The following is a 24331-nucleotide window of genomic DNA, read 5'->3' as shown; positions in this document are numbered from 1 at the left end:
CCGGGCGCGACGGGACAGGTGCACATGATGAAAGACGAGATGACGGCATTGTCGGGCCGGCTCACCGAGGCGGGTCATGAATTGCAGGCCCGGGTCTATTACGCCGATACGGATTTCTCCGGCGCGGTCTATCACGCGCGCTACCTTGAATTCCTGGAACGCGGACGCTCCGACTTCCTTCGCCTTCTCGGCGTGCATCACACCGATCTGCAGGCCGGTCAGACAGGGGAGACAATCTTCTGGGTGGTTCGGCGCATGGAGATCGATTTCCGCGCGGCCGCGCGCATCGACGATATCCTGACCGTTTCCACCACGGTGGCCGAACTGGGCAAGGCGCGCATCCGGATGGCGCAGGAAATCCGTCGTGGCGATACGCTGCTGATCGCCGCGAAGGTCGAAGCGGCGCTGATCAATGCCGAAGGAAAGCCGCGACGTTTCCCCCGCGAATGGGTCGCGCTGTTCATGCCCGGGGATGCGAATGCCGCCGATTCCGGCGAAATGTCATGAAATGAACGCAATTGGCCCGGTTTCACTAACGAGCCGTTAACGATAACGATTCATGAATGGGCAGGTTCGAAAACGGCCTCCGCGACGCCTTTGTTTAACCCAAATTGTCGTTGAGAGCCTGAGCGGCCTACCAGGATGCGGATACGCCGTGTCCGCAACGCGGGCCGGCCGCAGACTTCAACCTCAATTCCGGAACTCGGGGTAACAGGATATGGAACAAATCGGGATGGCCGCGCCGGGAGCCGAATTGTCGCTCTGGGCGCTCTTCATGCAGGCGGGCTTCGTCGTCAAGCTTGTCATGATCGGGCTTCTCGCAGCCTCCGTCTGGTCGTGGGCGGTGATGATCGACAAGACGCTGGCTTATGGCCGCATGCGCAGGGCGTTCAACAAGTTCGAGGATACGTTCTGGTCCGGCCAGTCCCTGGAGGAGCTGTATCGCGCGCTGGCCGAGAAGAAGGCAAGCGGAATGGGCGCGCTCTTCGTGGCGGCAATGCGCGAATGGAAGAAGAGCTTCGAGCGCGGCGCGAAATCCCCGATCAGCCTGCAGACCCGGATCGACCGCGCGATGGATGTCGCCCTGGCGCGAGAAATGGAAGCCATCGAAGGCCGTCTCGGCTTTCTTGCCTCCGTGGGTTCGGCGGCGCCATTCATCGGCCTGTTCGGCACGGTTGTTGGCATCATGACCTCCTTCCAGGCGATCGCCGGCTCTGAATCGACCAATCTCGCGGTCGTGGCGCCGGGCATCGCTGAAGCGCTTCTGGCCACTGCTCTCGGTCTCGTCGCGGCTATTCCCGCCGTGATCGGCTACAACAAGCTGATCGCCGATGCAGGCAAGCTTGGCGCGCGCATGGAAGGTTTCGCGGACGAATTTTCCGCCATCCTGTCGCGCCAGATCGATGAACGCATGAATACGGGCGGCCGCGCACAAGCGGCGCAGTAGGACAACGGAGCACAGGTGATCCGATGGCCATTTCAATGAACACCGGCGGCGCGCGCGGCGGACGACGCGCGCGCAGGACACGCAGCAAGGCGCTGATGTCCGAGATCAACGTCACGCCCTTCGTGGACGTGATGCTGGTGCTGCTCATCATCTTCATGGTCGCCGCCCCGCTGCTGACGGTGGGCGTGCCCATTGATCTGCCGGAATCGCGCGCCTCGGCGCTCAATTCCGACACGCAGCCGATCACCATCTCGATCCGCGACAATGGCGAGATTTATATCCAGGAAACGGCGATTCCGATCGACGAAGTGGTTCCGAAGCTCGAGGCGATCGCCCAGACCGGCTATGACGAGCGCATCTATATCCGTGGCGACCAGAATGCGGATTACGGCACGATCATGCAGGTGATGGGTCGTATCAACGAAGCCGGATTCAAGAATCTCGGCCTCGTCACCCTGCAGGAACAGGACAATTAGTCCATCATGAGGGTCGGCCTCGTCACGTCCGGAGTATTGCACGTAGTGGTCCTCACATGGGGGATGCTGTCGCTGAGCGCGCCGGAATCCTTCGACGTGGACGACGTGGAATCCCTGCCGGTCGAACTGGTGTCGCTGGCCGAGATCACTCAGGTGCAAAAGGGCGCGGAGGACGCGCGCAAGGACGGGCCGGCCGCGCCTTTGCCGACCGAGAAACCGCCAGTTGACGAAGACGCGGTCAATCTCGGCGATCACGAGCGCGACCAAGCCGCGCCGGAAACCGAAGAGCAAAAGCCCGTCGAAGTCGAACAGGCCGTGTTGCCGAAACCCTCGGAAGCGCCGACGCCGGACCCCGCGCCGCGCCCCGAACCGGTCGAGGAAGTCGCGCCCGAGCCGGAGCCCGACACAACGACCGAGGTTGCCGCTTTGCCGGAACCGCGCCAGACGGTGGAGCCCGATCCGGTTCCGGATGTGGCGCAGGAAGCCGAACCCCTTCCGGCGGAACCGCAGACCCGCGTGCCCGATCAGGTGCCAGTCCCGGCGATACGTCCGGAACGGCCGCAGGCGCAAACGGCGAAGACCGACGAGCGGCGCGAAAGCGAACCGCAAAGGCAGGCCCAGTCGACGCCTCCCGCCCCCGACAACAAGTCCGAGGAGGACGAGGTCGCGGCACTGCTGAACCAGGAAAAGGCATCGGGTGGCGGCGCGCAGCGAACCAACCAGCAGGCGTCGCTCGGCGGTCAGCGCAATACGGGCGGCTCCGAGCTGACGCAAAGCGAAATGGATGCGTTGCGCAACCAGATCCAGGCGTGTTGGAGCCCGCCATCGGCGCTTGGCGCGGAGGATCTGAAAGTGTCGGTTCGTTTCAGGCTCGACCGGTCCGGCATGCTGGAAGGCCGCCCGACCGTCACCGTGAGTTCGGGCAACCGGGCAGCCGACGAAAGCGCACGCCGCGCTATCCTGATCTGCGAACAGCGCAATCAGGGCTACCGGCTGCCGGCGGAAAAATACGACGCCTGGCAGGACGTGGTGGTGAATTTCGACCCGAGCGAGATATACAGGTAACCCAAACTTCCCGAGAGACGAACGGAAAACCGTGGGACAGGAAGGACTGAAGAAATGAGAAAACCGACCCTGCGACTGATCGCCTTCGTGACGATGGCCATGACGGCCTTCGCGCTTGGCGGCCAGCCGGCCCGCGCGCTGGTGGAGATCGACATCAACAAGGGCAATATCGAGCCATTGCCGATCGCGATCACCGATTTCATTTCGTCGGACGGGATCGGCGCGCAGATATCGGGCGTCGTTGCCGCCGACCTGCAAAGCTCCGGCCTGTTCGCGCCGATCGGCAAGGGCGCCTTTATCGAAAAGGTCTCCAATCCCGACGTCGCGCCGCGTTTCGAGGACTGGCGCGTTATCAACGCGCAGGCGCTGGTCATCGGTCGTGTCATCGAGGAGGGCGACGGTCGGCTGCGGGCGGAATTCCGTCTGTGGGACACCTTCGCCGGCGAGCAGATGCTTGGCGAACAGTTCTTCACCAATCGCGACAATTGGCGCCGTGTCGCCCATATCATCGCAGACACGATCTATCAGCGCCTGACCGGCGAGAAGGGCTATTTCGACACGCGCGTCGTCTTCGTGTCTGAGTCCGGGCCGAAGGACAGGCGGGTCAAGAAACTGGCGATCATGGACCAGGACGGCGCCAATGTCCGTTACCTGACACGCGGTGACGACATCGTGCTGACGCCGCGCTTCTCTCCGACACGTCAGGAAATCACCTATATGGATTTCGCGGGCGGCGAGCCGAAGGTCTATCTCCTGCAGTTGGAGACCGGCCAGCGTGAGCTTGTCGGTGACTTCCCGGGCATGACCTTCAGCCCCCGTTTCTCGCCGGATGGCCAGCAGGTCATCATGAGCCTGCAGCAGGGCGGCAACGCGAACATCTATTCGATGGATCTGCGCACGCGTCGCACGACGCGGCTGACGAACTCCAACGCGATCGACACGTCGCCATCCTTTTCGCCGGACGGTTCGCGTATCGTGTTCGAATCCGACCGCGGCGGGCGCCAGCAGCTTTACGTGATGGGTGCCGGCGGCGGCGAACCGCAGCGCATTTCCTTCGGCAACGGATCCTATTCGACGCCGGTTTGGTCGCCGCGCGGTGATCTGATCGCCTTCACGAAACAGTCCGGCGGGCAGTTCTCGATCGGCGTCATGCGGCCGGATGGATCGGGCGAGCGTATCCTGACTACGGGCTTCCACAATGAAGGTCCGACATGGGCGCCGAATGGCCGGGTGTTGATGTTCTTCCGCGAGGCGGCCGGCAGCGGCGGTCCGCAGCTCTTCACCATCGATCTGACGGGCCGCAACGAGCGTGCGATCCGGACGCCTGAGTTCGGATCCGACCCGGCCTGGTCGCCACTATTGGAGTAGGGCGTCTCGAAGCCGCCGCATTTCCGCCATATCGCGGCAAGCAGCCACGCTGCCGGTTTACGGTCGATTAACCCTCTTTCTTGAACGGCGGTTAACCTCGACAGGGTTACCAAAGCTTCAACGAATTCGTTCAAATCCAGGAGAAGCGGCCATGCGCCGAATTCCAACCGCCCCGATCAAGCTCATCGCGATCATGCTCGTTGCAGGCTTTGCCGTCACCGGCTGCGCCAGCAAGAAGCCGCTGCCCAACAATCCGGGCGAACTCGGCCTCAACAATGCCGCGCCGGGCACGTCCCAGGACTTCACCGTCAATGTCGGCGACCGTATCTTCTTCGATACGGATTCCTCGGCGATCCGCGCCGATGCCCAGCAGACGCTGGCGCGTCAGGCTCAGTGGCTCAACCAGTATCCGAACTATTCGATCACGATCGAAGGCCATGCCGACGAGCGCGGCACGCGCGAATACAACATCGCACTCGGTGCGCGCCGCGCCGCCGCAACGCGCGACTTCCTGGCCGCGCGCGGGGTCAATCAGGCTCGCATCCGCACGATTTCCTACGGGAAGGAACGTCCGGTGGCGACGTGCGACGATATCTCCTGCTGGTCCCAAAACCGCCGCGCGGTCACCCAGCTGGGTGGCCCGGGAAGCTGATCGGCGCCCGATGCGAAATGAAAAAGCGGCTTCGGCCGCTTTTTTTGTTTGGGGTCCAAGACAAAGTTTTGTCGAACTTGACCGCTTAGTGTTACAGGCTTGACGGCCTTAACCATGATAGCGGGGTGCTTATTCGAAATGGTATCAATGCCGAGATTATTCAGTGCGGTGCTGGCGGTTGCCACGTTGGCCGCATGGGGAGCGCAGGCCGCCGAGGCGCGCAAGCTGCCGATGGGCAGCTACGAGGTGGCGCAAGCCGCCGATCCGCGCGTCTACCAGCTGGAAGAACAGGTGCGCCAACTTAACGGGAAAATCGAGGAACTGACGTTCCAGATGCTCGAACTCCAGGAACAGTTGCGCCGCATGCAGGAAAACAACGAGTTCCGCTTCCAGGAACTCGAGAATTCGGACCAGACGGATGCCGGCGACAGCGCACTGCCCGCGCTATCCGCGCCGACCGATACCGCCGAGGCGGTACCGGATCCGCCGGCCGCACAGCCCGCCGCGCCGCAGACCGCGACCGCCCAAAACGGACGCGGCGGCACGGTGCTCGGGAAACAGCCGCGCAATCTGGGGACGTTGACGGTCGACGGGCAAGGCAATGTTGTCGACGGGTCGGTGGATTTCTCCCAGGAGACAATCGACTCGGCCGTCGACGGATCTTCGGTGGCCAGCGTGAACACGCCGGACGATCCGGAAGTGTACTACCGGTCCGGCTACGAGAACGTGCTCAACGGCGATTACAATGTCGCCGAAGGGATTTTCCGGTCCTTCGTCGAATTGTTCCCGAGCGACCCGCTGGTGCCGGATGCGCGCTTCTGGTTGGCGGAAAGCGTGCGCGCGCAGGGCCGTCTCGAAGAGGCGGTGGAGATTTTCATCGCCCTGCGTCAGAGCTACCCCGATACGCAGAAAGCGCCTGAAACCCTGCTCAAGATCGGCCAGATCATGCTCGATCTCGGCGATCGCGACGTCGCCTGCGTCACCTTTGCCGATGCTCAATCAAGCTACCCGGACATGTCCCCGAACGTCCGTGGCCGGATCGCCGAAGAGCGTTCCAGAGCGCAGTGCTAAGCACTGATCGCCTGACCGCGCCTGTCTGGCGCACCCTTTCCTCAATTCAGTTCGATCCGCGAAACCGCATCGCGATCGCCCTTTCCGGCGGCGGCGACTCGACAGCCTTGCTGTGTCTCGCTCACGCATATTTTGACGCGCGCGGTGAGGCGGGGCGCCTTGTGGCGGTTACCGTCGATCACGGTCTGCGCGATGCATCCGCCGCCGAGGCGCGACTGGCCGGAGACGTCTGCGCGAAGCTCGGCATTCTCCACGAAATCAAGGAATGGCGCGGCGAAAAGCCCGCAACGGGGCTGCAAGCGGCCGCGCGGTATGCGCGCTATCGCCTGCTCGCGGAAGCCGCCACGGCTTATGACTGCGGCATCGTACTCACCGGTCACACGCTGGACGACCAGGCCGAAACGGTCGCGATGCGCGGCAGGCGCGGCGCGGGGCGCGGGTTATCCGGCATCGCGCCTGCGACGCTGTATGAGCGCCGCACATGGTTTGTGCGACCGCTGATCGGCCGTCGGCGAAGTCAGTTGCGCGACTGGCTTTCTGCAATGGGCCAGACCTGGATCGACGATCCGTCCAATTGCGATACGCGCTTCGAGCGGGTTCGCGTGCGCGGCGAAGATGCCGCGACGACGGATGCAGAGGCATTTCGCGCGGCCTTCGACGCGCGTCGGGCCGAAGCCCGCAACGCTGCGTCGATGCTGGGCGATGACAGCCTCTGGCGTTTCGACAGCGACGCGCGCACCGCCGAACTTCAATGTGATAGCGCGCCCGCCACAGACGCCTTCATGTTGGCACTCTCGGTCGTTTTGAGCTGGGTCGGGCATGGGGCCTATCTGCCGCCGGTCCCGGTCACGAAAAAGGTGGCCGCTTTCTGCCGGGAGGCATCGCCCGGCAAGCGGATGACGGCGGCCGGCTGCCTTCTTTCGAAGGCTGGCGGCCGGGTGCGAATTGGCCGTGAGCGACGCAATCGGCGTGGAGGCGGCTACGGATACGACCACCTGCTGCCAAGCCCCGATTTCGATGTCGCGCAGGCGCTGGCCGATCGCGCCGGGGAACCCGGATTCCCGTCTCCGCCGATTTCCGGTTACCTTGATTGATCAGAAACGTCGCAGATACGCCCGATTGCCTTGGCAATGTCGGACTTCGCACCTATGTTTGACACAAGGTTTGCCGCCGGATCGCGGTGCGGCACAGTAACGAGACAGATATGAATCCGAATTATCGAAATTTCGCGTTGTGGGCGATCATCGCATTGATGCTGATCGCGCTGTTCAACATGTTCGACAACCAGCCGACGACGACGTCGAGCCGCGAAGTCTCCTATTCGCAGTTCCTCCAGGACGTCTCGACCGGCCGCGTCAAGACGGTGACCATCGCGGGCGACCAGATCAGCGGTACCTACAGCGACTCCGGCGCCAGCTTCCAGACCTATTCTCCCGGCGACGACAATCTTGTCGAGCGGCTCGAGAGTCAGGGTGTGGAAATACGTGCCCGGCCGGAGAATGACGGTTCGAATTCGTTCCTCTCCTACGTCTTCACGTGGCTGCCGATGATCATCATCCTTGGCGTCTGGATTTTCTTCATGCGCCAGATGCAGGGTGGCGGTTCGCGTGCAATGGGCTTCGGCAAGTCGCGCGCCAAGCTTCTCACGGAAGCGCATGGCCGTATCACCTTCGCCGATGTGGCGGGTGTCGACGAGGCCAAGCAGGATCTCGAAGAAATCGTCGAGTTCCTGCGTGATCCGCAGAAGTTCCAGCGTCTCGGCGGCAAGATTCCGCGCGGCGTGCTGCTCGTCGGACCGCCCGGAACCGGCAAGACGCTGCTGGCGCGTTCGGTCGCCGGCGAGGCGAACGTTCCGTTCTTCACCATTTCCGGTTCGGACTTTGTCGAGATGTTCGTCGGCGTCGGCGCGAGCCGCGTGCGCGACATGTTCGAGCAGGCCAAGAAGAATTCGCCCTGCATCATCTTCATCGACGAAATCGATGCGGTCGGCCGTCATCGCGGCGCCGGTCTCGGCGGCGGCAATGACGAGCGTGAGCAGACGCTGAACCAGCTTCTTGTCGAGATGGACGGTTTCGAGGCCAATGAGTCGATCATCCTGATCGCGGCCACCAACCGCCCCGACGTGCTTGACCCGGCCCTGATGCGTCCCGGCCGTTTCGACCGCCAGGTGGTCGTGCCGAATCCGGATATCATCGGCCGCGAGAAGATCCTCAAGGTGCATGTGCGCAACGTTCCGCTTGCGCCGAATGTCGACCTCAAGGTCATCGCGCGTGGTACGCCGGGCTTCTCCGGCGCGGACCTGATGAACCTCGTCAACGAGGCTGCCCTGATGGCGGCGCGGCGCAACAAGCGTCTTGTCACCATGCAGGAATTCGAGGACGCCAAGGACAAGGTGATGATGGGCGCGGAGCGCCGGTCCACCGCCATGACCGAGGAAGAAAAGCAGCTGACCGCCTATCACGAGGCCGGTCACGCGATCCTGGCGCTGAACGTGCCGTCTTCTGACCCGGTCCACAAGGCGACGATCATCCCGCGCGGGCGTGCGCTGGGCATGGTCATGCAGTTGCCGGAAGGCGACCGCTACTCGATGAGCTACAAATACATGATCTCCCGGTTGGCGATCATGATGGGTGGCCGTATCGCCGAGGAGCTGAAGTTCGGCAAGGAGAACATCACCTCCGGTGCCGCTTCCGACATCGAGCAGGCGACGAAGCTGGCGCGTGCCATGGTTACGCAGTGGGGCTTCTCCGACAAGCTCGGTCAGGTCGCCTATGGCGAGAACCAGCAGGAAGTGTTCCTCGGGCATTCCGTTGCCCAGCAGAAGAACATTTCCGAGGACACCGCCCAGATCATCGACATGGAAGTTCGTCGGCTGGTCGACGAGGCTTATGCCGAGGCGCGTCGTATCCTGACCGAGAAGAAAGACGACTGGATCACGCTCGCCGAAGGCCTGCTCGAATACGAGACGCTATCCGGCGACGAGATCAAGGATCTTTTGGCTGGTCGCAAGCCTTCGCGCGACATGGGCGACGACACGCCGCCTTCGCGGGGTTCCGCCGTGCCGAAGGCCGGCTCCAAGGAGAAGACCGACAAGGGCGACGAGCCTGACACCGGCGGAATGGAGCCGCAGCCGCAGGGTTAACCGTGGTCCGCAATGCCTGAGGAAGGCCGCTTCGGCGGCCTTTTTTCATGGAGTCGCGTGGTGTATACGGGTGCGCGGGCAGGGGACACGAAAAGACGGGCGCTCGACGGGCATCTCATGACAAGAAATTATTTCGGCACCGACGGTATCCGGGGCACGGCCAACAAACACCCGATGACGGCAGAGATCGCCATGAAGGTCGGCATGGCCGTCGGCGTGGCGTTTCAGCGCGGTGGCCATCGCCATCGGGTTGTGATCGGCAAGGATACGCGCCTGTCCGGCTACATGATCGAGAACGCCATGGTGGCCGGCTTCACGGCCGCAGGCGTGGACGTTTTCCTGCTGGGGCCGGTTCCGACCCCCGCCGTCGCAATGCTGACGCGGTCGTTGCGCGCCGATATCGGCGTGATGATATCGGCATCCCACAATCCGTTTCACGATAACGGCATCAAGCTGTTCGGACCCGATGGCTACAAGCTTTCCGATTCCATCGAGCTCGAAATCGAGCGGCTGCTCGGCAAGGACCTGTCGTCGAAGATGGCGAAGCCCGACAAGATCGGCCGTGCGCAGCGCGTCGAGGGCGACCTTTACCGCTATATCGAATTCGCCAAACGGACTTTCCCGAAGGAAATGACGCTGTCCGGCATGCGCCTCGTGCTCGATTGCGCGAATGGCGCGGCCTACAAGGCGGCTCCCGCTGCGCTTTGGGAGCTTGGCGCCGAGGTCGTGACCATCAACAACAAACCGGACGGTTTCAACGTCAACCTGGATTGCGGATCGACCAATCCCCTCGGCCTTTCGAAGAAGGTGCATGAGGTGCGCGCCGATCTCGGCATCGCGTTCGATGGCGACGCGGATCGGATGCTGATCGTCGACGAGCACGGCACCGTCGTGGATGGCGATCAGCTGATGGCGCTGATTGCAGAAGACTGGCACCGGCGCGAGAGGCTCACCGGCGGCGGTCTGGTCGCAACCGTGATGTCCAATCTCGGGCTCGAACGGTTCATGGCTTCGAAAAACCTGGAGCTGGTGCGCACCCAGGTCGGCGACCGTTACGTCGTCGAACACATGCGCGCGCATGGCTACAATGTCGGTGGTGAGCAGTCGGGCCACATCGTGCTGTCGGACTATTCGACCACGGGCGACGGGCTGATATCCGCGCTGCAGGTGATCGCCTGCATCCGCGCCGCTGGCAAGCCGGCAAGCGAGGTGTGCCGCAAGTTCGAACCGGTTCCGCAAGTGCTCAAGAATGTCCGGTTCTCCGGCCGTAAACCGCTTGAGAACAAGCAGGTGCAATCGGCGATCGATGACGGCCGCAGCCGTCTGGGTGACGGGCGGCTCGTCATTCGTCCGTCGGGTACCGAGCCGGTGATCCGGGTGATGGCGGAAGGCGATGACCGCGCCATTGTCGAGCAGGTCGTCGACGATATCGTCGGCGTGATTGCGGGGCAGAAGACCGCCGCCTGACGTTTCCGAAATCGACGTTTTCAGACGGCGCCGCGAGGCGCCGTTTTTGTTTGTCTGCGCCGTTTATGGTCAACAAACACGGTAAAAAAACAGGGTTAAGTGCGTTTTAACTTTTCACGACCAGTATAGCGCTCGAGGTTTGCGATAAGCCTGTTTTACCGAGTTCCAGGGCTGTTGGAAGGATCAGACCATGAAGACTGCAGCGAAATACCTGCTTTGCGGCGCGACGCTCGCCGTTGCCGGTGTCGCGCCCGCAATGGCGGCAGACATCTACGAACCCCCGATTATCGAAACGCCGATTTTCAAGGCGCCGGAGCATGTTCCCGCTCCCGTGTCGGGATGGTATCTGCGCGGTGATGTGGGCTATTCCTACAACATCTTTCATACCGGGCACTACGCGATCGCAACCGACGATCCGCTTCTGCTTACCAATTCGATCTTCTCGTCCGGATTCCGCAGCACATTCACCGTGGGTGGCGGCGTTGGCTACAAGGTCAACAATTTCTTCCGCGCTGACGTGACAGCCGACTGGACGGGCAATGGAAAGTTCACAGGCTACACGCTCGGGTCCTGCGGCGTGGCGCTCGACTGCACATCGACGGATATTGCGACGTTCTCCGCACTGACGCTGATGGCGAATGCCTATGTCGATCTTGGAACCTATGGCCGCGTCACGCCCTATGTCGGCGGCGGCTTCGGCGGCTCCTATGTCCATTGGAGCGATTTGGGCAATACGGCCTGCGAAACCGGCAATCCGGGCAACTGCGACCCGACCGTCTGGCACGAGGGTGGTTATGACTGGCGCTTCGCCTACGCCCTCATGGCAGGTGTCTCGGTGGATATCAGCTGCAGCCTGGCGGCGGATGTCGGCTACAAGTACCAGCACATCACCAGCGGCGAGATGTTCGGCACCGTGGACAACACGGGGTACGGACATGACGGCGGCATGACTTCGCACCAGGTCAAGGCGGGCCTGCGCTACAAGTTTGGCGGCTGCGAACGGCCGGTCGAGGTTGTCTACCAGCCGGAGCCCCTGCCGGTTTACAAGTAAGCCGCAAACGCTTTCCCGATATGGGCCCGGTCGCGAAAGCGATCGGGCCTTTTCCGTTAAAGTATCGGGTTAAAGAACATGCTTAACTGCGGCTTAACTCTTATCCTTAATAGTGCGTGAAGGGGGCTCCGCCGGATGCGATTCCGCTGTGTCCCGGTCAGCGCAAGAGAGTTGAGCCATGACGAAATTGAAGAAACGGATCTGTGCCATTGGCGTTGCGACGGCATTCATGGCGGGATCCCAGGCGGGCGCCGCCGACATGGACGGTATTTTCGTCGATGATGCGAATTTCATCCAGAAGCCGGCCGAACTCGGGTCGGGCTGGTATATCCGCGGCGATCTCGGCATCAATTTCAATGGCAATCACGACGTCAGCATCTACGGCAACCCGGCCTTCAGCACGTATGTGGACAACAATTACACCGACAAGATCCACTTCGCCGTCGGTGCCGGCTACCGCTTCAACAATTTCCTGCGCATGGATGCTGGCCTCGGACGTCTGGCGGGCACGAACTACTCGACATCGGAACTGATGTACGAGGACGAATTCAGCGCCAATCTCGGCGACCCGCTGGCCGTTCAGCCTGGCGAGGCCAATCCTTGTAACGGCTGGGGAACCTTTGTCGACGTTAACGGCGACGGCGACGAATACACCTATATCGGCGACGATTTCATCACGAACTGTATCGACCAGGACAATGTCGAATACGATGTCGTCTACGCGATGGCGAATGTCTATGCCGACCTCGGCACTTTCTACGGCTTCACGCCTTTCGTCGGCGCGGGCGTCGGCATCGGCCGTCTAGCCTGGCGCGAGGAAATCGATTCCGTGGTCTGCGTTCCGCGCAGCGCCGCAGTGCGCGAGGAAGGTTGTCAGGCCTTCGGTGTCGCGGAGCAGCCGGGACCCAACGAACCCTATACCCAGCCGGGCACCGTGTCCGAAGGCGTCGATTATCGCCTCGGCTACAGCGTGACGGCGGGCCTCGGCTATAACGTCACCGACAATGTGACCATCGAGGCCGCCTATCGCTACATGAATTTCGGCGCGAAGATCCTGTCCACCGGCGGCACCACCGGGGCGGGACTGTCGTCCAACGGCTACGGAACGCATCAGGTGAATTTCGGGCTGCGCTACAACATCTGGTAGGCGCGCCATCACGGCGGGGACGAGAGGGTCGCTTCGGCGGCCCTTTTTTTGTCGTTCCGATGAAAATTGCCGCAGCCTTCGCAAATCACCTTGACCGCGAATGACCCGGGGAGTAATGCCCGCTGTGGGACACCTCTCCCCAACGAGAGGCTACTATCTGGAAGGATAGAATATTATGGTAGCGACACTCCCCACGCCGGACATGCGTCCGGCCAATCCTCGTTTTTCTTCTGGTCCTTGTGCGAAACGCCCCGATTGGGCGGTCGAAAACCTCGACACATCCGTACTCGGCCGTTCCCACCGCTCAAAGCCCGGCAAGGCCAAGCTCGCAGACGCAATCGCGCTGACGCGTGAAATCCTTCGCGTGCCGGACGATTACCGGATCGGCATCGTGCCGGCTTCCGACACGGGCGCTGTCGAAATGGCGCTCTGGTCGCTGCTCGGCGAACGCGGCGTCGACATGGTGGCTTGGGAATCCTTCGGATCCGGCTGGGTCACCGACGTCGTCAAGCAGCTGAAGCTGAACGATGTTCGCAAGATCGAGGCCGACTACGGCGAATTGCCGGACCTTTCGACCATCGATTTCTCGCGCGATGTCGTCTTCACCTGGAACGGCACGACTTCGGGCGTGCGTGTTCCGAATGCCGACTTCATCCCCGCCGACCGCGAGGGGCTGACGATCTGCGACGCCACCTCGGCGGCCTTCGCGCAGCCTCTGGAATTCGACAAGCTCGATGTCACGACCTTCTCCTGGCAGAAGGTGCTCGGCGGCGAGGGCGGTCACGGCGTCATCATCCTGTCGCCGCGTGCCGTGGAGCGGCTGGAAACCTACACGCCCGCATGGCCGCTGCCGAAGATTTTCCGCATGACCAAGGGCGGAAAGCTGATCGAGGGCATCTTCAAGGGCGAGACGATCAATACCCCGTCGATGCTCTGCGTCGAAGATTATCTCGACGCGCTCAATTGGGCGAAGTCGGTCGGCGGTCTCGACGGCCTGATGGCCCGCGCAGACGCGAATTTCAAAGCAATCCAGGATCACGTCGATGCCAGTTCCTGGCTCGAGAATCTTGCGATCGATCCGGCAACGCGTTCCAACACGTCGGTCTGTCTGAAGATCGTCGATCCGGATATCACCGCTCTTTCTGACGAGGAGCAGGCGGCGTTCGCCAAGGCGATCGTCTCAGCGCTCGACAAGGAAGGCGTCGCCTTTGACATCGGCGCCTATCGCGATGCGCCATCCGGCCTGCGCATCTGGGCCGGTGCGACCGTCCAGACATCCGATCTGGCGGCGCTGATGCCGTGGCTCGACTGGGCGTTCGAAGCGCAAAAGTCCGCGCTCAAGGCCGCCGCCTGACGATTTCCCGGTGGCGGCTGCGGCCGCCCCGTTTTCCCGTTTTCATTCACATTGAAGGAGGCCTTTCATGGCACCTCGCGTACTCGTCTCGGACAAGCTGTCCGAAACCGCCGTGCAGATTTTCAAGGACCGCGGCATTGACGTCGACTTCCTGCCGGATGTCGGCAAGGACAAGGACAAACTGCTCGAAATCATCGGCCAGTATGATGGCCTGGCGATCCGTTCCGCGACCAAGGTGACCGAGAAGGTCATCGAAGCGGCGACCAACCTCAAGGTCGTGGGCCGGGCCGGCATCGGCGTCGACAATGTCGATATTCCGGCCGCTTCGCGGCGCGGCATCATCGTGATGAACACCCCGTTCGGCAATTCGATCACGACGGCGGAACACGCCATCGCGATGATTTTCGCCGTCGCCCGTCAGCTGCCCGAGGCGCATGCTTCGACCAGCGCCGGCAAGTGGGAGAAGTCCAAGTTCATGGGCGTCGAGATCACCGGCAAGACGCTTGGTCTCATCGGCTGCGGCAATATCGGTACGATCGTCGCTCAGCGCGCCATCGGCCTGAAAATGCACGTTGTCGCCTTCGATCCGTTCCTGTCGCCGGAGCGGGCGATGGAACTGGGCGTGGAGAAGGTGGAACTGGACGATCTGTTCGCCCGGGCCGACTTCATCACCCTGCATACGCCGCTGACAGACAAGACGCGCAACATCATCGACGCGAAAGCGATTGCGAAGATGAAAACGGGTGTACGCATCGTCAACTGCGCGCGTGGCGGTTTGATCGTCGAAACCGATCTGGTCGAGGCGCTGAAATCCGGCAAGGTCGCCGGCGCGGGCATCGACGTCTTCGAGGTCGAGCCGGCCACCAAGAACGAGCTGTTCCATCTGCCGAACGTGGTCTGCACGCCGCATCTGGGTGCATCGACGGCGGAAGCGCAGGAAAATGTCGCGCTGCAGGTCGCTGAGCAGATGTCGGAATATCTGCTGAAGGGCGCGGTCTCCAACGCGATCAACATGCCGTCGATCACGGCGGAGGAAGCGCCGCGGCTGAAGCCCTTCGTCAAGCTCGCCGAAACGCTCGGCGCCTTTGTCGGCCAGGTCACGGAAAGCGCCATCAAGGAGGTGGAAATCCTCTATGACGGCATCACAGCGGACATGAACACCAAGGCGCTCACCTCGGCCGCGCTTGCCGGTCTCATCCGTCCGCAGGTCGCCGACGTCAACATGGTCTCCGCGCCGATCATGGTGAAGGAAAAAGGCATCATCGTCTCGGAGGTCAAACGCGACAAGTCGGGCGTGTTCGACGGCTATATCAAGCTGACGGTGAAGACGGCCAACAATACCCGCTCGGTCGCCGGTACGGTGTTCTCCGACGGCAAGCCGCGCTTCATCCAGATCAAGGGCATCAATCTTGATGCCGAGATCGGGCAGCACATGGTCTACACGACCAACAATGACGCGCCGGGCATCATCGGCATTCTCGGCACGACTTTCGGCAAGCACGGCGTCAACATCGCCAACTTCCAGCTTGGTCGTAACCGGCCGGGCGGCGACGCGATCGCTTTGCTCTATGTCGACGAGCTGGTGAGCGAAGAGGTCCTCGACGAGGTTCGGGCGTTCCCGGAAATCCTGTCGGCGAAGCCATTGGTCTTCGACGTCTAGACGGCGAACTGCCTTGCTGCATGTGCGGCCCCGGACCTGAACGGTCCGGGGCCGTTTTTGCGACTACCGGCCGAATTTCCGCATAGCGTCCGCGTTGACCGGGGTGAACAGATTGACCAAGGCCCCGTCGGGATCGCGGAAAAGCAGAGAGCGGTTTCCCCATGGCAGGGTCTTCGGTTCCTGCACGACATCTTTCAGGAACGGTTTCAACCGCTCGTATTCCGCATCGACATCATCGACGAGGAACTCGATGATCGCGCTGCGATTGGCGCCCGCACGGGTGTCTCCGGCCTCGAACATCTGCAGGGTGCGCGTGCTGCCGATCGCCAGGGTGCAGGAGATCGTGGCGATCTCGGCGAAATCCTCCCCGAACCAAGCAGGCTCAAGCCGGGTCACGCGGGCGTAGAACTCGACGAGGCGTTTGATGTCATCGGTGATGATGCGTATCGAGACGAAATTCATGGAGGGATCCTTCGGGCAAGTGTCGTGGGCCAATTGCATCCGCCGGACCACTATCAAAAGCCTACTGACACCCTTCCGTCAGCAGGTCGTGACCGCGAGAGATCGCATGAAAAGTGATCAACGGGCGGCTTCGTCTGCCATCGATTTCGTGCTATTGTTCGGGTTCCAATCCGGCCGCTGCCCGGACGCGCCACAAGACCGACCTATGCTGTGACGGATGCGGGGTCCGACGTCAGCGACCGGATTTGATTTTCCGCTTCACCCCGTGCTCGGCGAGCGAGATGCCGCCGATGACCATGGCCAGCGCCACGGCGTGGAACAGGTGGAAACGTTCTCCCAGAATGACGATCGCCAGCAATGTGCCGAAAACCGGCACGAGATTGATGAACAGGCTCGCGCGGTTCGGCCCAATCAGTTCCACGCCGCGCATGTAGAAAACCTGCGACAGGATGGATGGGAAGATCACCGTGTAGATGACGATGGCATAGCCGGTCATATCGGGCGCATATCCCGTCTCCGACATCTGCTCCCATATGGCGAATGGCCAGGCTGTCAGCATCGCCGAGAATGACATCACGATCATCAATGGCCGCCAATCGAGTGCGGGCTTGTAGCGCAGCGCGACCGTGTATCCGCCATAGGCGAGGACCGCGAGCACCATGATCGCGTCTCCGCGGTTGATTTCAAGGGTCGCGAACCTGGCGAGATCCCCGCCGGACACCGTGATCGCCACACCGATGATCGACATAACGAACCCCAGTAGCTGGATCGGGCCGACACGCATGCCGAAAAGGGCGAAATTGGCCGCGAATATCACCAGCGGCATGCCGGACTGTTCGATGGTCACATTGATCGCCGACGTGTATTTCAGCGCCGAGTAAAGAGCGATGTTGAAGATCGTAAAACCGACCGCGCCGAGCATGAGCATCACCGGGAGGTTCCGGCGCACTTCGGGCCATTGCCGGCGCAGTGTGGGAAAGCCGATCACAAACATGATCGCGAATGCGGCCGTCCACCGGAGGGCTGTCAGGGTCATCGGCGGGATGTGCCCAACCGCCAGTTTGCCGGCAATCGCGTTTCCGCCCCAGAACAGGGTGGTGAACAGCAGGAAAAGATAGGCAATTCGATTGGTCGTTGCGGGGGGCATTCAGGATGTCCGATGCGGAGGGAAGGTGACCACTATCGGAAGGATGCTCTTGCGTAAACAAATGAGATTCGGCGTAAATTCGCTGTTTTCTGCGGGCAAGGCGGAATTACGCGAATTGCCTATCGCGATTTTGCCGTCCAGCGTCTAAAAGGCCGCGGGTTTGCATATTCAAGTCGGGACAATGACCAAATGACCAATGTTGTGGTGATCGGTAGCCAGTGGGGCGATGAGGGCAAGGGCAAGATTGTCGACTGGCTCTCCGAACGCGCCGATGTGGTCGTGCGCTTTCAGGGCGGCCACAATGCCGGCCATACGCTCGTCATCGACGGTGTGAGCTACAAGCTATCGCTGCTTCCTTCCGGCGTGGTGCGCGAAGGCAAGTTCTCCCTCATCGGCAATGGCGTCGTGTTCGATCCGCATGCCTTCGTGGCCGAACTTGAACGGCTGGCGGAAAAGGGCGTCACGGTCGGACCGGATCGTCTGCGCATCGCCGAGAACACGGCCCTGATCCTGTCCGTTCACCGTGAACTGGACGGCATCCGGGAAGACGCGGCCTCCAATTCCGGCACCAAGATCGGCACGACACGGCGCGGCATCGGCCCGGCCTACGAGGACAAGGTGGGCCGGCGCGCCATCCGTGCCATGGATCTGAAGAACATGGAGACGCTGCCCGCCAAGGTCGACAGGCTGCTCACCCATCATAACGCGCTCCGTCGTGGCCTCGGTTATGAAGAGGTCGCGCACGAGACGCTGATGGATGAATTGCAGTCTGTGGCGGAGACGATCGTTCCCTATATCGACCGGGTCTGGAAGATCCTGGACGACTACCGCCGCCGCGGCGCGCGAATCCTCTTCGAGGGCGCGCAGGGAACGTTGCTCGATATCGATCATGGCACCTATCCCTTCGTGACGTCCTCGAACACCACCGCCGGGCAGGCGGCAACCGGATCCGGAATCGGGCCGGGCAGCGTCGGATACGTGCTCGGGATCACCAAGGCGTACACGACACGGGTCGGCGAAGGTCCCTTTCCGACCGAGCAGGACAACGATATCGGCCAGTTCCTCGGCGAGCGCGGTTACGAATTTGGCACCGTCACGGGGCGAAAGCGGCGCTGTGGCTGGTTCGACGCCGTGCTGGTTCGCCAGGCGGTCGCGATCAACGGAATCACCGGGATCGCGCTGACCAAGCTCGACGTGCTGGACGGGCTGGACGAGATCCGGATTTGCGTCGGCTACAAGCTCGATGGCGAGGAAATCGATTATCTGCCCGCCAGCCAGGGAGCGCAGGCGCGCGTCGAAGCGATCTACGAAACCGTGGAAGGCTGGAAGGCGACAACCGCAGGCGCGCGGACATGGAACGATCTGCCGGCGCAGGCGGTCAAATATGTCCGTCACATCGAGGAACTGATCGGCGCGCCGGTGGCGCTCCTCTCGACCAGCCCGGAGCGCGACGACACCATCCTTGTGACTGATCCGTTTCATGATTAGAGCAGGGGACATAAATTGAGCACAGTTTCCATTTTTCTGCCGCTCAACTACGCTAATCCCGGGGCAACGCACGCATAGGTCGAATGAATGGCAGATTTTGAGGCGGTCCTCAGAAAGACGCTGGACGGAATAGTCGATCCGTCGCCCGAGACGCGTGCGAAGGTTTATGAGCGCGCGAGGGCGACCATCGGGCGGCAGATCGATGCCTTGCCGAAGCGCCCCCCCGAGGCCGTGATCCAGCGCCAATACGAAAAACTCGAGGCGGCGATCGCCGTGATCGAGGAAACCTATGCAGAGCCGGACGAGCCGGTTCTCGACGAACCTGCCGAGGCGCCGGCGTCCCAGGAAGACCCGCTGGCCGCGTTTCTTGCCGAGCAGGAAGCCGGCGACGGCGCGTTCGGACGAACGACAGGCCCGGACAGCGATGCCCCGGATCTGGCCGCCGAAGGCGAACGCGGGACCATTCAGGCGCCCCCGCCGCCGCGCGGGCGCGGAAGCCGTCCGCTGCTCTGGGCGGCGATCGCCGTCAGCATGCTGCTGGTCGCCGGCGTCGTCGGTTATCTGGGCGTGACCTTTTTCGGGCCCAGCCCGGAAGTGGTGCGAACCACAGAGGACGGCCTGCCGCTCAGGGAAGTGCCCAGCACGACCGTGACCATCGACGATACCGACAACAGCGGCGATGCGCCCCAGACCGCAAATGCGGACGATGCGGCGGCTGGCGACGGTCCGCCGAAATTCACCCAGCGACTGACACCCGACGGTCGGGAAATCGACGAGGGACCGGCGAATACGCCCGGGTCCGGCGGCGAAGGAACATCCGTGGCCGGGCAATCGCCGGGCGACGGGGCGACGCAGCCCGACAGCGATGCGGGGACGACCGAGCCCGCAACGGCGTCCGACAATGGCTCGCAACCGTCTTCATTGCCTGTCGGCCAGCGCGCGATTTTCTATCAGGAACGCACCGGCACCCAGGCGGGCACGGCCGAGGCGGGCTCGACAGTCTGGTCCGTCGTTCAGGAATCGCCGGGCGGCGACGCTCCGCTCGAACCGGCGATCCGCGCGGAAGCGACAATTCCGGATCTCGGCATGACGATGGAAATGACGATCCGCCGCAACGAGGACGATACATTCCCGGCCAGCCACGTGATCGAATTGTTCTTCAGGGTCCCCGATTCATTCGAGGGGCGTGGCATCGCGGACGTCCAGCGCATCACCTTCAAGGGGACCGAACAGGATCCGGGCAATGCACTGATCGGGGTGGCTGCGCCGCTCGATACCAATATCTTCCTGATCGCCTTGACGGATGCCGACACGGCGATCGAGACGAATTTGAACCTGATGCGCCGGCAGCAGTGGATCGATATTCCGATGCAATATATCAGCGGCCGGCGCGCGCTGATCACGCTGGAGAAGGGCATTCCCGGCGATCAGGTGTTCAACGATGTAATGTCGGCCTGGGAACGGACCCAGTAGCCGCGAGCTGCGGATCAACAAAAAGGCCGGGCATTGCCCGGCCTTTTTCGTTTGGATCGTCGATCTGGTTCAGGCCGCCGCTTCCGGTTGGCGCAGCGCCTTTTGCTGAGCCAGCGCCGCAGCCTTGACCGCGTCCTGCACCTTCTCGAAGGCGCGGACCTCGATCTGGCGTACGCGTTCGCGCGAGATATCGAATTCACCGGAGAGCTGTTCGAGCGTCAGCGGATCCTCCGCGAGGCGGCGCGCCTCGAAAATGCGGCGTTCGCGGTCGTTGAGCACGTCCATGGCGTCATGAAGAAGGGCGGAACGCTGCTCGCGCTCGTCTTCGTCGATCAGCATCTGTTCCTGGCTGTCGCTGTCATCGACGAGCCAGTCCTGCCACTGACCGCTTTCACCGTCGCTCGCCTTGATAGGCGCATTGAGCGAGGCGTCGCCGGACATGCGCTGGTTCATGGAGGTGACTTCCTCCTCCGAGACCTGCAGTTCCGTGGCGATCTTCTTTACCTGCTCGGGATTGAGATCGGCATCGCCGAGCGCGCGGATCTTGTTCTTCGCCTTGCGCAGGTTGAAGAAGAGCCGCTTCTGGTTGGCTGTCGTCCCCATCTTCACGAGGCTCCACGACCGCAGGATGTATTCCTGGATCGAGGCCTTGATCCACCACATCGCATAGGTGGCGAGACGGAAGCCGCGTTCGGGTTCGAAGCGCTTGACCGCCTGCATCAGGCCGACATTGCCTTCGGAAATCACTTCGCCGATCGGCAGGCCGTAGCCGCGATAACCCATCGCGATCTTGGCGACGAGGCGCAGGTGACTTGTAACGAGTTTGTGCGCGGCGTCAGGATCGTCATGCTCGTTATAGCGCTTGGCGAGCATATACTCTTCCTGCGGCTGCAGCATGGGGAAACGGCGTATTTCCTCGAGATAGCGGGTCAGGCCGCCTTCACCGCCATAGAGGCTGGGTAGATTCGTCTGGGCCATTCAGTCAGCACCCTTTCGTTTTATCGAGGTTCCCGCATGATTGCGGCAAACCGTTGGCGCATCCGTCGATTTCGACCGGACGCAGAAAAACGGGCAAGCGGCAAAGCCTTCTCGCCCACATAAGCCAGATAGGTATTGCCGTAACCGGATTCAAGTTCTGTCGTGGAAACGACGAAAGCCCGCCACGAGCTCCATCATGTCGGCGGGAAGCGGCGTTTCGAACCGCATCAATTCGCCGGTGGCCGGGTGATTGAAGGCGAGATGGGCTGCGTGCAGTGCCTGGCGGCCAAACATTTCGACGCTGCGGCGCAGCGGCTCCGGCAGAACCTTGGCTTTCGTGGCAAAGCTTCTCCCGTAATCCTGATCGCCAATCAGCGGATGGCCGATATGGGCCATGTGTACCCGGATCTGGTGCGTGCGACCGGTTTCAAGCCGGCATTCGACGAGGCTTGCGACAGGGGCCGCGCCGCTTGGATCGCCGAAGCGCTCGATCACTCGGAAATGCGTGACGGCATGGCGCGCGTCCGGGCGGCCTTCCGGCACGACGGCCTGCTTCATCCGGTCGCGCGAGGATCGGCCGAGAAACGTCTCGATCTTCCCGGTCATGCGGTCCGGCGTACCCCAGACGAGCGCGAGGTAGGCGCGTTCCATTTCCGTTGTTCGGCCGTGATCGGCAAATTGCGCGCTCAGCGCTTGGTGCGCGCGGTCGTTCTTGGCAACCACCATGACGCCGCTGGTATCGCGGTCGAGGCGATGCACGATGCCGGGCCGGCGTACGCCGCCGATACCCGAAAGGCTGTCTCCGCAATGGGCGATCAACGCATTTACCAGGGTTCCGGCAGGATTTCCCGGGCCGGGGTGGACGACGAGCCCCGCGGGCTTGTCGATGACGATCACGTCTTCGTCTTCGTGCAGGACGGAAAGCGGAATGTCTTCGGCGAGAGGCTCCGGCGCTTCCGGCTCCGGCATTGCGATCTCGATGATATCGCCGGATTTCACCTTTCGCTTCGGTTCGGTGACCCGTGTGCCGTTCAGACGGACATTCCCTTGCTCGATCAATTGCTTGATACGGTTTCGGGAAAGTTCCGGCGCGGTCCGTCCGGCCAGCCACTGGTCCAGCCGGGCGCCTGCGGCATCGTCGTCCGCGGTGAAGGCTTTCAATTCGGCCTCCGCTTCGCTATGGCCCTTCGTCATGACCAATATCCAGGACGATCACGACGAGGAAAAGCCGCTCGATCCGGCGATGGAGCGGGTTCGCCGCAAACTTGCGCGGCTGATGGTTGTGTCGATCGGTATCATGCTGATCGGCCTTATGGCCGTGCTCGGGGCCGTTGTCTACAAGTCCGGCGCAGGTTCCGGATCGGTGGAGACAGCGCGTGCGGTCATCGAATTGCCGGATGGCTTCGTCGTGACCGATACCGCCTATGGCGACGGCAAGATCGCGTTCTACGGATCAACCGCGTCGGGCACCGGCCGGATCGTCGTCTATGACGCGGTAACCGGCGTTCTGGTCGCCGATCATTCCGTCAGATGACGCTTCACAGGTTTGCGTAAACTAGTGGCGTGTTTCGGCCGCTGCCGAAAAAAGTTGCCGTTATCCCTTTACAACCGGCAAGCTCTTTCGCTTTCATGGGGCAAATCGAGGCTCGAAGCGCTTAGAATGGCGCTTTTTGGCTTGGGCGCGCGCCGCGTGCGCGATGTATTGGGAACGTACAGGGATATGACATGAGCGAAAACCGGGGTGCGGCTGTCCGCTTTGAAAGCGTGCAGAAAAGTTACGATGGTGAAACGCTGGTCGTCAAAAACCTTAATCTGGACATTGCCCGGGGCGAGTTCCTGACCATGCTGGGACCGTCCGGGTCCGGAAAGACCACTTGCCTGATGATGCTGGCAGGTTTCGAGCCGGCGACTCATGGCGAGATTTTCCTGAACGACAGGCCGATCAACAATGTGCCGCCGCACAAGCGCGGCATCGGCATGGTGTTCCAGAACTATGCGCTCTTCCCGCACATGACGGTGGCGGAGAACCTCGCTTTTCCGCTCCAGGTGCGGGGCATGGACAAGGCCGAGCAGGAAAAAAAGGTCAAGCGAGCGCTTGAGATGGTCGAGCTCGGTTCATTCGGCGCACGTCGGCCTGCCCAGCTTTCCGGCGGTCAGCAGCAACGCGTGGCCGTGGCGCGCGCTCTGGTCTTCGATCCGGAACTCGTGCTGATGGACGAACCGCTGGGCGCGCTCGACAAGCAGCTGCGCGAGCAGATGCAGTACGAAATCAAGCATATCCACGAGAATCTCGGCGTGACGATCGTCTACGTGACGCATGACCAGACAGAGGCACTGACGATGTCGGACCGCGTGGCGGTCTTCAATGACGGCGTCATCCAGCAGCTGTCGGCACCCGACGTGCTCTATGAGGAGCCGCAGAATTCCTTCGTTGCGCAGTTCATCGGCGAGAACAACAAGCTGACGGGCGAAGTCACCGAAGTGAACGGCAAGGAATGCCGGGTCCGCCTCCCCGATGGTACCGAGCTCGTCGCCGATGCAGTCAATATAAGCGGCGTTGGCGGCAAGACGACGATCTCGCTTCGGCCGGAGCGTATCGAGGTCATCCCGACCGACCAGCACCAGAATCAGGTGGAAGGCCTGGTCGAGGAATTGATTTACCTGGGTGATCACATTCGCGTTCGCATGAAGGTGGCCGGAAATGACGAGTTCATCGTCAAGGTGCGCAATCGCGGCGAACGGTGGGATCTCAAGAAGGGGCAGATGCACAAGATCGGCTGGGCCGCGAAGGACTGCAAGGCCCTCGACGCCGTCGCCTGACACAGAATTCACTGAATTGCCGGCCCTTACGGGGGTCTGCAGAAATGGTTGCGACGGGGACCC

At 62.0% G+C, this 24331-nt stretch carries 22 protein-coding genes; 18 read left to right on the top strand and 4 right to left on the bottom strand.

Annotation, left to right across the window (positions count from 1 at the left end):
* The first annotated feature begins 24 nt into the window (after positions 1-24).
* The 14 genes from ybgC to serA all read left to right on the top strand — a co-directional run bounded on the left by ybgC (position 25) and on the right by serA (position 15900).
* The gene (gene ybgC, locus LC343_RS05075) at positions 25-507 is read left to right on the top strand and encodes a tol-pal system-associated acyl-CoA thioesterase (RefSeq protein ID WP_223475991.1); all 483 of its coding nucleotides are present in this window, start codon (positions 25-27) and stop codon (positions 505-507) included.
* 211 nt (positions 508-718) lie between these two features.
* The gene (tolQ, locus tag LC343_RS05070; RefSeq protein WP_223475990.1) at positions 719-1447 is read left to right on the top strand and encodes a protein TolQ; all 729 of its coding nucleotides are present in this window, start codon (positions 719-721) and stop codon (positions 1445-1447) included.
* 23 nt (positions 1448-1470) lie between these two features.
* A complete protein-coding gene (gene tolR, locus LC343_RS05065) occupies positions 1471-1923 on the top strand; it encodes a protein TolR (protein ID WP_425417230.1) in 453 nt (150 codons plus the stop codon).
* 6 nt (positions 1924-1929) lie between these two features.
* On the top strand, positions 1930-2988 hold the full coding sequence (locus LC343_RS05060; protein WP_223475989.1) for a TonB C-terminal domain-containing protein: 1059 nt from the start codon (positions 1930-1932) through the stop codon (positions 2986-2988).
* Positions 2989-3081: 93 nt separating this feature from the next.
* Positions 3082-4356 carry a Tol-Pal system beta propeller repeat protein TolB gene (tolB, locus tag LC343_RS05055; protein WP_223476117.1) on the top strand — a complete coding sequence of 425 codons (1275 nt, stop codon included), beginning with the start codon at positions 3082-3084 and terminating at the stop codon, positions 4354-4356.
* 151 nt (positions 4357-4507) lie between these two features.
* The gene (gene pal, locus LC343_RS05050; protein ID WP_223475988.1) at positions 4508-5008 is read left to right on the top strand and encodes a peptidoglycan-associated lipoprotein Pal; all 501 of its coding nucleotides are present in this window, start codon (positions 4508-4510) and stop codon (positions 5006-5008) included.
* A gap of 147 nt (positions 5009-5155) precedes the next feature.
* Positions 5156-6079, top strand: a complete 924-nt coding sequence (ybgF, locus tag LC343_RS05045; RefSeq protein WP_223475987.1) for a tol-pal system protein YbgF — start codon at positions 5156-5158, stop codon at positions 6077-6079.
* Positions 6073-7173 (top strand): tRNA lysidine(34) synthetase TilS, encoded by a 1101-nt coding sequence (tilS, locus tag LC343_RS05040; protein ID WP_223475986.1) that lies wholly within the window; start codon positions 6073-6075, stop codon positions 7171-7173. The genes ybgF and tilS overlap by 7 nt, the downstream gene beginning before the upstream one ends.
* A 110-nt stretch (positions 7174-7283) precedes the next feature.
* The gene (gene ftsH / locus LC343_RS05035) at positions 7284-9221 is read left to right on the top strand and encodes an ATP-dependent zinc metalloprotease FtsH (RefSeq protein WP_223475985.1); all 1938 of its coding nucleotides are present in this window, start codon (positions 7284-7286) and stop codon (positions 9219-9221) included.
* 117 nt (positions 9222-9338) lie between these two features.
* Complete coding sequence (glmM, locus tag LC343_RS05030) at positions 9339-10688, top strand: phosphoglucosamine mutase (protein WP_223475984.1); 1350 nt, start codon at positions 9339-9341, stop codon at positions 10686-10688.
* A gap of 190 nt (positions 10689-10878) precedes the next feature.
* Positions 10879-11739, top strand: coding sequence for an outer membrane protein (locus LC343_RS05025; RefSeq protein ID WP_223475983.1), 861 nt, complete (start codon positions 10879-10881; stop codon positions 11737-11739).
* 178 nt (positions 11740-11917) lie between these two features.
* Positions 11918-12886: an outer membrane protein gene (locus tag LC343_RS05020; protein WP_223475982.1), complete on the top strand. Its 969-nt coding sequence runs from the start codon at positions 11918-11920 to the stop codon at positions 12884-12886.
* A 175-nt stretch (positions 12887-13061) separates the two neighbouring features.
* Complete coding sequence (locus LC343_RS05015; RefSeq protein WP_223475981.1) at positions 13062-14240, top strand: phosphoserine transaminase; 1179 nt, start codon at positions 13062-13064, stop codon at positions 14238-14240.
* Between the two features lie 67 nt (positions 14241-14307).
* The gene (serA, locus tag LC343_RS05010) at positions 14308-15900 is read left to right on the top strand and encodes a phosphoglycerate dehydrogenase (RefSeq protein WP_223475980.1); all 1593 of its coding nucleotides are present in this window, start codon (positions 14308-14310) and stop codon (positions 15898-15900) included.
* A gap of 63 nt (positions 15901-15963) precedes the next feature.
* Here the strand turns inward: serA and LC343_RS05005 are convergent, their stop codons facing one another.
* Both LC343_RS05005 and LC343_RS05000 read right to left on the bottom strand, forming a co-directional pair.
* Positions 15964-16362, bottom strand: a complete 399-nt coding sequence (locus tag LC343_RS05005; RefSeq protein WP_223475979.1) for a VOC family protein — start codon at positions 16360-16362, stop codon at positions 15964-15966.
* A gap of 232 nt (positions 16363-16594) precedes the next feature.
* A complete protein-coding gene (locus LC343_RS05000) occupies positions 16595-17509 on the bottom strand; it encodes a DMT family transporter (RefSeq protein WP_223475978.1) in 915 nt (304 codons plus the stop codon).
* A 189-nt stretch (positions 17510-17698) separates the two neighbouring features.
* Here LC343_RS05000 and LC343_RS04995 point away from each other — a divergent pair, with 189 nt between their 5' ends.
* A complete protein-coding gene (locus LC343_RS04995) occupies positions 17699-18997 on the top strand; it encodes an adenylosuccinate synthase (RefSeq protein ID WP_223475977.1) in 1299 nt (432 codons plus the stop codon).
* Between the two features lie 87 nt (positions 18998-19084).
* Positions 19085-20470 carry a hypothetical protein gene (locus tag LC343_RS04990; RefSeq protein ID WP_223475976.1) on the top strand — a complete coding sequence of 462 codons (1386 nt, stop codon included), beginning with the start codon at positions 19085-19087 and terminating at the stop codon, positions 20468-20470.
* Positions 20471-20539: 69 nt separating this feature from the next.
* Here the strand turns inward: LC343_RS04990 and rpoH are convergent, their stop codons facing one another.
* A complete protein-coding gene (rpoH, locus tag LC343_RS04985; RefSeq protein WP_223475975.1) occupies positions 20540-21448 on the bottom strand; it encodes an RNA polymerase sigma factor RpoH in 909 nt (302 codons plus the stop codon).
* A 150-nt stretch (positions 21449-21598) separates the two neighbouring features.
* Positions 21599-22642 carry an RluA family pseudouridine synthase gene (locus LC343_RS04980; protein ID WP_223475974.1) on the bottom strand — a complete coding sequence of 348 codons (1044 nt, stop codon included), beginning with the start codon at positions 22640-22642 and terminating at the stop codon, positions 21599-21601.
* On the opposite strand from LC343_RS04980, the gene LC343_RS04975 reads away from it, so the two are divergent.
* Complete coding sequence (locus LC343_RS04975; RefSeq protein ID WP_223475973.1) at positions 22641-22982, top strand: DUF6476 family protein; 342 nt, start codon at positions 22641-22643, stop codon at positions 22980-22982. The two genes, LC343_RS04980 and LC343_RS04975, sit on opposite strands and share 2 nt — an antisense overlap.
* A gap of 191 nt (positions 22983-23173) precedes the next feature.
* Entirely contained in the window at positions 23174-24268 is a 1095-nt protein-coding gene (locus LC343_RS04970) for an ABC transporter ATP-binding protein (protein ID WP_223475972.1), read from the top strand.
* The last annotated feature ends 63 nt before the right edge of the window (positions 24269-24331 follow it).

This window comes from Oricola indica (assembly GCF_019966595.1).
Lineage (GTDB): Bacteria > Pseudomonadota > Alphaproteobacteria > Rhizobiales > Rhizobiaceae > Oricola > Oricola indica.
This window is presented reverse-complemented; position numbering and strand designations above follow the sequence as displayed.